The sequence below is a fragment of the Bacillus sp. FJAT-29790 genome (genome assembly GCF_019039215.1).
In the GTDB taxonomy this organism is placed as follows: domain Bacteria; phylum Bacillota; class Bacilli; order Bacillales; family Cytobacillaceae; genus Cytobacillus.
Genome location: NZ_JAHNZZ010000005.1, coordinates 43,760 through 53,472, shown reverse-complemented (window position 1 = coordinate 53,472; position 9,713 = coordinate 43,760). Strand labels below are relative to the sequence as shown.

At 38.8% G+C, this 9,713-nt stretch carries 7 protein-coding genes and 2 tRNA genes; all 9 read left to right on the top strand.

Features of this window, described 5'->3' with window-relative positions:
- The 9 genes from BGM26_RS20275 to BGM26_RS20235 all read left to right on the top strand — a co-directional run bounded on the left by BGM26_RS20275 (position 1) and on the right by BGM26_RS20235 (position 9,657).
- Positions 1-58, top strand: a tRNA-Glu gene (locus BGM26_RS20275).
- A 217-nt stretch (positions 59-275) separates the two neighbouring features.
- Positions 276-348: transfer RNA gene (locus tag BGM26_RS20270), tRNA-Phe, on the top strand.
- Positions 349-744: 396 nt separating this feature from the next.
- Positions 745-2,220 (top strand): peptidoglycan DD-metalloendopeptidase family protein, encoded by a 1,476-nt coding sequence (locus BGM26_RS21865; protein ID WP_217042105.1) that lies wholly within the window; start codon positions 745-747, stop codon positions 2,218-2,220.
- 407 nt (positions 2,221-2,627) lie between these two features.
- Positions 2,628-3,338 (top strand): response regulator YycF, encoded by a 711-nt coding sequence (gene yycF, locus BGM26_RS20260; RefSeq protein WP_217042104.1) that lies wholly within the window; start codon positions 2,628-2,630, stop codon positions 3,336-3,338.
- An 8-nt stretch (positions 3,339-3,346) separates the two neighbouring features.
- Positions 3,347-5,179, top strand: coding sequence for a cell wall metabolism sensor histidine kinase WalK (walK, locus tag BGM26_RS20255; protein ID WP_217042103.1), 1,833 nt, complete (start codon positions 3,347-3,349; stop codon positions 5,177-5,179).
- Positions 5,176-6,501 (top strand): YycH family regulatory protein, encoded by a 1,326-nt coding sequence (locus tag BGM26_RS20250; RefSeq protein ID WP_217042102.1) that lies wholly within the window; start codon positions 5,176-5,178, stop codon positions 6,499-6,501. The genes walK and BGM26_RS20250 overlap by 4 nt, the downstream gene beginning before the upstream one ends.
- The gene (locus tag BGM26_RS20245) at positions 6,488-7,291 is read left to right on the top strand and encodes a two-component system regulatory protein YycI (protein WP_217042101.1); all 804 of its coding nucleotides are present in this window, start codon (positions 6,488-6,490) and stop codon (positions 7,289-7,291) included. The genes BGM26_RS20250 and BGM26_RS20245 overlap by 14 nt, the downstream gene beginning before the upstream one ends.
- Before the next feature lie 7 nt (positions 7,292-7,298).
- Positions 7,299-8,093, top strand: a complete 795-nt coding sequence (locus BGM26_RS20240) for an MBL fold metallo-hydrolase (RefSeq protein ID WP_217042100.1) — start codon at positions 7,299-7,301, stop codon at positions 8,091-8,093.
- Between the two features lie 334 nt (positions 8,094-8,427).
- Positions 8,428-9,657: a S1C family serine protease gene (locus BGM26_RS20235; RefSeq protein ID WP_217042099.1), complete on the top strand. Its 1,230-nt coding sequence runs from the start codon at positions 8,428-8,430 to the stop codon at positions 9,655-9,657.
- Positions 9,658-9,713 lie beyond the last annotated feature (56 nt).

Sequence of the window (9,713 nt, the reverse complement as noted above, 5' to 3'; positions counted from 1 at the left end):
CAAGCGGTTAAGACACCGCCCTTTCACGGCGGTAACACGGGTTCGAATCCCGTAGGGGTCATGGCACATGACAGTTAGTAAGCGGCTGGCAAGGACGGCTACCTTGCTGACTGTCATATATATATTTTATTATGTTTCGTTAGCTGATTATAAAAATTTGCAGTGTCGAAGCAATATATTCCTGGATGGCAACCATATAAAAACTGTGACAAAGAACGCATCGCTTTGGAACACAGTATGCCCACAATCGAAATTTAGGAAACAATACTATATATGGCTCAGTAGCTCAGTCGGTAGAGCAAAGGACTGAAAATCCTTGTGTCGGCGGTTCGATTCCGTCCTGAGCCATCCTGAAAAAGGAGCATGACAATAGTCATGCTCCTTTTTGTTACACAAATGTAATAAAACAATAAAAAATTTCAGGAAAAAGGCTGAAATTAACCTTGTTCCCCGGCTTAAATCGATATTTTTTTAAAAAAACACCCCGAAAAACCACTTATTATAGCGTTATTTCTTAATATATTCTCTATTTTTGACAAAATTCGATTACAATCGCCTTAATCAATTATGAAATAGTAATAAAATGTCAATAATTATACATTTCTGTTACATTATGAAGTCTACTAATCTATTGAGATGCTTTTATGATAAAGTAGAGAAGTGAAAATTCTGGCAGGGAATAAAACTAGTTACATAGCACTATATTAAAGTGTGTTTGTTGCCGTAGTCTAGGAGGATGTAACAGTGCAGGAAACGACCAATAAATTAACAACGCTTAAAAGCCATACATATAAGAAAGTAAAATCGATATTTAAAAAAGCAGTAATAACAGCATTTGCTGCAGCAGCTATTTCTATTACGGGCGGAGCCTCTCCCTTGGCAAACACCGAGGAAATAACGACTGTTTTTTATGTTTATGTCAATGAGCAATATATTGGCACGGTCTCAGATAAAAATGAGGTTGAAAGCTTAGTTAATCAAAAATTGCAAGAGTCGCAGGCTGTTCACAAGAATCTTAACTTATCGCTTAATTCCAAGTTAACCTATGTCCCGGAACAAGTCTTTCACTCGAATTCTATCGCTAATAACCTAGAAGTAGCAAAGGAAATTGTAAAGGAAATTAATGTACAGGCTCAAGCCTCTGCACTTGTAATTGGTGGAAGCCCTGTAGCTTATGTTGAAAATCAAGAAAAGGCTAAAGAAGTAATCGACCAAATAAAATTAAAATATGTATCGGAAAATGAACTGCAAGAAGTAGAAGCGAAAAAAGCCTCCGTAGACGGTACATTCCCGCCATTAAAAGAAAATGAAACTCGTATACTTGACGTTCGGCTATCTGAAGAAGTTTCAGTATCTGAAGGGAAAATTGAACCCGAACAAATCATGTCTGTCGAGCAGGCAGTAAAACTTCTCGAAAAAGGATCGATAGAAGAAATAAAGTATAAAGTAAAAGAAGGAGATGTGCTTGGCGGAATTGCTAGTGCCCATAGCCTTCAATTAAAGCAGCTGCTCGCAATCAATCCTGGTTTAACCGAAAATTCTCTTCTGCAAATTGATCAAGAATTGAATGTAACAATCTTAAAACCATATGTTCAAGTGATCGTTGACAAGGAATATTTCAATAAAGAAACAATTCCATTTGAAAAAGAAGTTGTAGAGAATTCTTCGATGTTCAAAGGGGATACAAAGGTAAAACAAGAAGGGAAAGATGGGGTGCGATCAGCAACCTATCATATTTCCGAACAAAATGGTCAAACAGTTAAAAAAGAGCTAGTTAAAGAGGAAATTCTTCAACAGCCTGTTAAACATATTGTGGTTAAAGGAACAAAAGTTATCCCATCACGTGGCGAAGGAAGCTTTGTCTGGCCGGCGGTTGGCGGATATATTTCAAGTAAAGTTGGATACCGCTGGGGGAAAATGCATAAAGGCATTGATATCGCAAGACCGAGCAACCGTACGATTAAAGCGGCAGATAATGGCGTTGTCGTATCTGCAGGATGGGCTAACGGTTTTGGGAATAAAATTGTCATTGATCATCAAAATGGCTACCGCACCATTTATGCCCACCTCGCTTCGATTGATGTAAGCGCAGGCCAAACTGTATCAAAAGGTTCTAAAATCGGTATCATGGGCTCAACTGGGGATTCTACAGGCGTACATTTACATTTTGAACTTTATAAAAATGGAAGCTTGCAAGATCCATTAAATTATATTCGCTAATTTCCGCTGTCTCTAGTTGTTTATACTAGAGACATTTTTATTCTTTTGGCAGTGTTAAAGCACACTGTTGATATTTGTATTTTGTTGATTGGAGCGGAAGGTGCGAGACTCCTGCGGGAAAAGCGAGTCCAAGGGAGACCCCGCAGGAGAGATAGCGACAAGGAGGCTCTCGAACCGCCCACGGAAAGCGAGCACCTGGAGCGGAAATCAACAACCAAGATTAACAGAACCATTCTTTTTGAAATAACGACATTGAATGGCTCAGCTAGGCAGTGGACTTTACTAGGTTAATCTAACTCTTCCAAATAGATGAATTCCCTAGTGTAAAATGTTAAAGTAAGTTAATAACCTTTGATATTATACAGCATTCTACTGCTCCAAAATAAATGATTAAAAAGGAGAAAAGTATGGATAAAAAAATTCTAGTTGTAGATGATGAGAAACCAATTGCAGATATTTTGCAATTTAACTTGAAGAAAGAAGGCTACGAAGTAATCTGTGTCTATGATGGAAATGCTGCTTTAGAAAAGGTCGAGGAAATTAAGCCGGATCTCATTCTCCTTGATATTATGCTTCCACTAAGAGATGGAATTGAAGTTTGTCGTGAAGTGAGAAAAAAATATGATATGCCGATCATTATGCTGACTGCGAAAGACTCGGAAATCGATAAAGTGATTGGGCTTGAGCTCGGAGCTGACGACTATGTAACAAAGCCCTTTAGCACACGGGAGCTAATTGCTCGGATTAAAGCAAATTTAAGACGCCATCAGCAAATTACTGCAAATGCTACTGAAGAGAATGAAACAAATGAAATAACAGTAGGATCATTGATTATTCATCCGGATGCTTATGTTGTTTCAAAACGTGGAGAGACAATCGAACTGACTCACCGTGAGTTTGAGCTTCTTCACTACTTGGCTAAGCATATTGGACAAGTTATGACACGGGAGCACCTGCTTCAGACTGTTTGGGGCTATGATTATTATGGGGATGTGCGAACCGTTGATGTGACGGTTAGACGGCTTCGGGAAAAAATTGAAGACAACCCAAGTCACCCTACATGGATCGTTACAAGACGAGGGGTCGGGTATTACTTACGAAACCCCGAACAGGAGTAAGGATATTAATGAAAAGAGTAGGTTTTGCCCGATCAATCCACCTAAAGTTTGTCATCATTTATGTGTTACTTATATTAATCGCGATGCAAATCATTGGTGTGTACTTTGTTCGACAATTAGAGTTCACATTAAAGGATAATTTCAAAACGACGATCCAAGATAGGGTTAATTTGCTTGCTTATTATCTCGAAGAACAGATGACGAAAGAACGATTGCCTGACGAAGAGGGACCGTCTCTCGAAGAGGATGTTTATAAATTATTAAGAGACTATTATTCTGCCGATATTACGGAGGTAAGGGTGATTGAAGGAGATACACTCAAGATTTTGGGAACTTCCGACCCTGATAATCAAGGAGTAGTAGGTCAAAGAACAACGGATACGTTGAGCAGAATGACAATAGCTACTTCTCAGCAAGCGAGTGAAGATTTCATTGACCCACATACGGGTAATCGCATCTGGGTTCTAGTGACCCCGATTAAACATAATGGGGAAGTAAAAGGGGCTATTTACTTAGTTGCAAAGATTGAGAACGTATTTGAGCAGATGAGACAGATCAACAGTATTTTTACATCTGGAACAGCCATTGCCCTTGCAATTACTGCCGTTTTGGGCGTTCTTCTCGCACAAACGATCACAAGGCCGATGTCTGATATGCGTAGGCAGGCCCTTGCGATGGCGAAGGGGAATTTTTCAAGAAAAGTAAAGGTTTATGGCTATGATGAAATTGGGCAATTGGCAATGACCTTTAATAACTTAACAAAGAAGCTGCAAGAGGCCCAGGCAACGACGGAAGGGGAACGGCGGAAGTTGTCTTCAGTCCTTGCCTATATGACAGATGGCGTAATCGCAACGGACAGAAAAGGCAGAGTCATTTTAATCAATGAACCGGCTGCAAAAATGTTGAATGTTTCACGTGAAACAGTCTTATCCTCCCCTATTGTTTCACTACTAGGTTTGGAAGAGGATTACACATTTGAAGAATTACAAGCGGAACGCGAATCTGTCATTCTCGATTACAGCCAGTATCCGAATACATTGATATTACGTGCGAATTTCTCCGTTATCCAGAAAGAGACTGGATTTGTTAATGGACTCATAACGGTCCTTCATGATATTACTGAACAGGAAAAAATTGATATGGAACGCCGTGAATTTGTCGCGAACGTCTCCCATGAGCTAAGAACCCCATTAACGACAATGAGAAGCTATTTAGAAGCATTAGCTGAAGGGGCATGGAAAGATGAAGAAATTGCGCCAAACTTTTTAGAAGTCACTCAGAATGAAACAGAGCGAATGATTCGTCTTGTTAATGACTTGCTGCAATTATCGAAAATGGATAGCAAAGATTATCTTCTAACAAAAGAATGGATTGACTTTATCTTCTTTTATAATCGGATTATTGATCGTTTTGAATTTACAAAGCAGCAAAATGTGACATTTGAAAGAAAGCTGCCAGATCATTCGGCCCTTGTTGAAATTGATGAAGACAAGCTTACGCAAGTGCTTGATAATATCATTTCCAATGCATTAAAGTATTCTCCAGAAGGCGGAAAAGTGGCATTTCGCATTGAAGAGCAGAATGATTTTATTATTGTGAGCGTCTCGGATCAAGGGGTAGGAATACCGAAGGACAATATTGATAAGATTTTTGAACGGTTTTACCGAGTGGATAAAGCAAGAACGAGGAAGCTGGGCGGAACAGGCCTTGGCCTCGCAATCGCCAAGGAAATGGTGGAAGCGCATGGCGGGGAAATATGGGCGTCCAGTACAGAAGGAAAAGGGACAACGATTTCTTTTAGCCTGCCTTATGTTCGTACTGAAGAGGATGATTGGGAATGACATATGAAAATATTAAATCAATCATATTAGTCATTTTAGTATGTTTTAGTGTTCTTTTAACATGGAGCATTTGGACGTACCAGCCAAACTATGAAATGATGAAAAAAGCGAATACAGTTCAAGAAGTAGCGATTAGTGCGAAGAAAGATGTAAAAAAAATCATAAAACCAGATAAAATCTATTATCACTATTCGAAAGATAAGCATATTGGGACGATTGACAGCAATGAAATCGATCGGGTTATAACGGAAATTAGCCGATGGAACTTTGTTGACTTTGAGGATGTTTCAGCAGAAATAAAGAGTTTTCCAACATTCATTCATCAGGCTGAAAGTGCAGTTATCCTCTTTCCAGATTCGATTCCAATTGAGCTATATCGGACGATTATTGAAATAAAGGATAAGAAATTACCTGATTTTCGTTTTGACCGGATTGTCATTCATTTAGAAGAAACTGAAAAGGAACAAGGCTTCGTTTATTTTATTTCTTCGGAAGACAAACAAGCCTTCAGAAGCTATGTTCCTGCCTCTTTCGTGCAAAATTTTAAAAATGCTTATTTTAAAAATGCCGAATATAGTTTGAACTTTGGGGAGTATTTCCCTTATAAAGTTTCAAACGAACGAACTCTCTTTTTGCCAATAAAAGAAACGAAAATGCTTCGATATCAATATTTATCAAATCCTTTAGAACCCGAAAAGTTTAAAAATGCTTTGTTCAGAAATCCAAGCTTTGTTCAGAAAAACCATCAGACGTTAAGCGAAGAATTTACAGACGGATCAAGTCTAATGCGCGTTAACTTTGATAAGAATACGATTTCTTATGTGAATCCGGTTGAAGGCCATGAGACTATTTCCTCCAAAAATTTATTAAAAAGAAGCATTGATTTTGTGAATGAGCATGGCGGTTGGACGGATAATTATCGCTATGTTGAAATGGATGAAATGAGACATAGGGTGCTTTTCCGCCTTTATGATGCGAAGGGCTATCCTGTTTTTAGCGAAGATAATCGGATTTCAGAAATTAGTCAGACCTGGGGGCAAAGTGAAATTAATGAGTATTTGCGCAGCAATTTTTCGCTTGGCATTCGTACAGAATCCACTGAAATTGATCTTAGTTCAGGCCAGACTGTATTAGAGCGTATAACGGGTATGGACGGATTTGAATCAGAAAAACTGCAGGATTTAATAATCGGATATACAATGATAAAGGACGCACAGACAAGATTAGTCTATTTAGAGCCTTCCTGGTACTATCAATACAATGATTCATGGAGAAAAGTATCTGTGGATGAAACAGGGGGGGACATTCATGGATTGGAGTAGAATCAAGACAATCTTTATATTGACCTTCCTTGTTCTCGATATTTATTTAATGTATGAGTTCTTTAAACTTAAGAGCTCCAGCCAATATGAGTTTAGAACAGAGACTTCGTTTGAAAAGCGGCTTAAAGCGGATGAAATTGAATATACTGACCTTCCAAAAAACAATCTCAAGGACATGTATTTAAGTGCAAAGCCAAAAAACTTCAGCAATGAGGATCTCGAGGAATTAGAAAAAACGAAGTTAAAAGGTCAGCGAATGAAAATAAATGAAGGATTCATCTTGGAATCTGTTCTTGAAAAGCCATTTCAGATTAGTGATAAACTTGAATCCTCAGAGCTCAATTCTTTTATTAAAAATAATATTTTGTACGGTGACCAATATCGATTTTGGACGAAGAAAGGTAATACTTTGACGTATTATCAGCAGTTTGGTGATAAAATTTTTTATAAAAACTTCAATGGTGAACTAACAATCTATTTAAATGATGAAAATGATATTGTTTCCTACAGGCAAACATTATTGGAAGATATCGAGGAGCTATCGGAAGAAGAGAAAATTATTCAGCCCCTTAAAGCCATTGAAACTTTATATGGAAATGGCTCCTTAAAGCCCAAAAGCAAAATTACCAAAGTGGAGCTTGGTTATTTCACATTCGTCCACACACAAACTTCACAAGTATTAACACCTGCGTGGCGTTTTGTGATCAATGATGATGAGAATTTATTTGTCCATGCCTTCGAGGGGCAAATTATTCAATTAAACAATGAAGAGAAAAAAATAGTGGAGTGAGAAATTTATGTCTTTGCAATTCAGCGTTCTTGCGAGCGGGAGTACAGGGAATGCGATCTTTGTCGAGACGGAGGACCATTCATTTCTGATTGATGCGGGCTTGAGCGGGAAGCAAATGGAAGCCTTATTTCAGAAAATTGACCGGGACATGGGGAAGCTCTCCGGTATATTAGTCACGCATGAGCACAGCGATCATATTAAGGGAGTAGGCATCCTTGCAAGGAAGTATAAATTACCGATTTATGCAAACGAAAAAACATGGCAGGCAATGGATGGCTTAATTGGACAGGTTCCTGTGGAGCAGAAGTTCACCTTCGATATGGAAACTGTGAAAACGTTTGGTTCTTTAGATATCGAATCGTTTGGTGTTTCTCATGATGCGGCGGATCCGATGTTTTATGTTTTTCATCAGCAAGGCAAAAAACTTGTCTTGATTACGGATACCGGATACGTCAGTGACCGTATGAAAGGCTTAATCTCCAATGCGGATGCCTATGTATTCGAAAGTAATCATGATGTTCAGATGCTCCGGATGGGCCGCTACCCTTGGAGTATTAAAAGAAGAATCTTGAGTGATGTCGGCCATGTTTCAAATGAGGATGCTGCTATCGCAATGAGCGAAGTAGCCGGCGACCAGACAAAGCGCTTCTATTTAGCCCATTTAAGTCAAGACAACAATATTAAAGAACTAGCAAGAATGTCTGTTGCACAAACGCTTGAAAGCAGAGGGATTCTTGTTGGCGAGCAGTTTGAGCTGTATGATACTGATCCGAAGATACCAACCGCATTGACAGCAGTCTAAAGTTAAGAAGTGAGACTAGAAGCAATCGGGGAGTGACCGATTGCCTTTAATGAAGGAAATAAAAGCAACAATCCAAAGAGCTTGATTAAAAAGGAATGAATGGCCATTTTGCTTGCGGCTATTTATTCCTTTTTTGCATTGTTAACAAAATCCATCTAATATATGAACAAAGTCGTAAGATTCCGATTTGGCGCGTCTTTTCCTTAGATTTTAAAAAATGAGGGAGTATAATAATGGGTAGATAGGAAGAATAGATCTTAGCACTTATAAATACTCCTTTTTTATAAGGAATTCAAAAGCATTGATTCATTTTTGAAGAAAGGACTGATCCATCGTGGGTTACTATGACCAAGATCATCAAAACCGTTATAAACAACAAAAAGGAAACAGGGGCGGGTATTTCTTAGTAAGTCTAGTTGGAGTTATTTTAGGAGCATTTCTCGTTATTATTGCTATCCCTAAGCTTTCTGATATGGGTATTCTTCCATATACAGTTGAGCCAGGTGCACAATTGCAAGAGAGTGCAATGGGGAATGGAAATAGAAATGTTCTCACAGAAAATGTTTCTCTAAATGTCGTCTCAGATGTTACAAAGGCTGTTGACAAGGCGGGGGATGCTGTTGTTGGCATTACGAATATCCAAACAACAGGCTTTTGGAATGACAAAGGGAATGTTGGGGAACCAGCTGGTACTGGCTCAGGTGTAATTTATAAAAAAGAAGGAAACAAAGCTCTAATTGTCACCAACCATCACGTAGTAGAGGGTGCAAGTGAACTGGAGGTGACTCTAGCGGATGGAACAAAGATTCCAGCCAAGCTTAGAGGCAGTGATATTTGGACAGACCTTGCTGTAATTGAAATAGATGCGAAAAAAGTAAAGAAAGTCGCTGAGTTTGGAAACTCGGATGCTTTAAAGACAGGTGAGCCTGTACTTGCGATCGGAAACCCTTTAGGTCTAAGGTTTTCGGGTTCTGTTACACAAGGAATCATTTCCGGGTTAGAGCGTACGATTCCGATTGACATTAATAATGATGGAATTATCGATTGGCAGGCAGAAGTGTTGCAGACCGATGCAGCGATCAATCCTGGTAACAGTGGCGGTGCCTTAGTTAATATTAAAGGCCAAGTCATTGGCATTAATTCAATGAAAATTGCCCAACAGGCAGTAGAAGGCATTGGATTGTCTATTCCAATTAATCATGTAATACCTATCATTGAAGACCTTGAAAAATATGGCGAGGTAAAAAGACCATATATGGGCGTCGACTTAAAATCAGTCAATGAAATCCCGGCCTATTACCAACAAGAAGCATTGAAGCTTCCAAGTGACGTTACTTACGGAGTTGCCTTGAGAAGAGTAGAACCAAACTCACCGGCTTCACAAGCGGGATTAAAAGAACTAGACGTCATCGTTGAAATGGACGGTGAAAAAATGAACGATGTTATCGATTTACGACAGCATTTATATACGAAGAAGAAAATCGGTGAACAAATGAAGGTTAAGTTTTACCGTAATGGAAAGCTTCAAGAAACAACTATAAAGCTAAGTGGAGAAACCTTTTAATTATCGTGAGTAGATAATATAGGTAACAGGAAAGCGAAATGTGCTTTCCTGTTTTT

Bases quoted from the DNA above. Each gene is read 5' to 3' on its own strand.
- yycF (WP_217042104.1), top strand. From the start codon at position 2,628: ATGGATAAAAAAATTCTAGTTGTAGATGATGAGAAACCAATTGCAGAT.
- walK (WP_217042103.1), top strand. From the start codon at position 3,347: ATGAAAAGAGTAGGTTTTGCCCGATCAATCCACCTAAAGTTTGTCATC.
- BGM26_RS20250 (WP_217042102.1), top strand. From the start codon at position 5,176: ATGACATATGAAAATATTAAATCAATCATATTAGTCATTTTAGTATGT.
- BGM26_RS20245 (WP_217042101.1), top strand. From the start codon at position 6,488: ATGGATTGGAGTAGAATCAAGACAATCTTTATATTGACCTTCCTTGTT.
- BGM26_RS20240 (WP_217042100.1), top strand. From the start codon at position 7,299: ATGTCTTTGCAATTCAGCGTTCTTGCGAGCGGGAGTACAGGGAATGCG.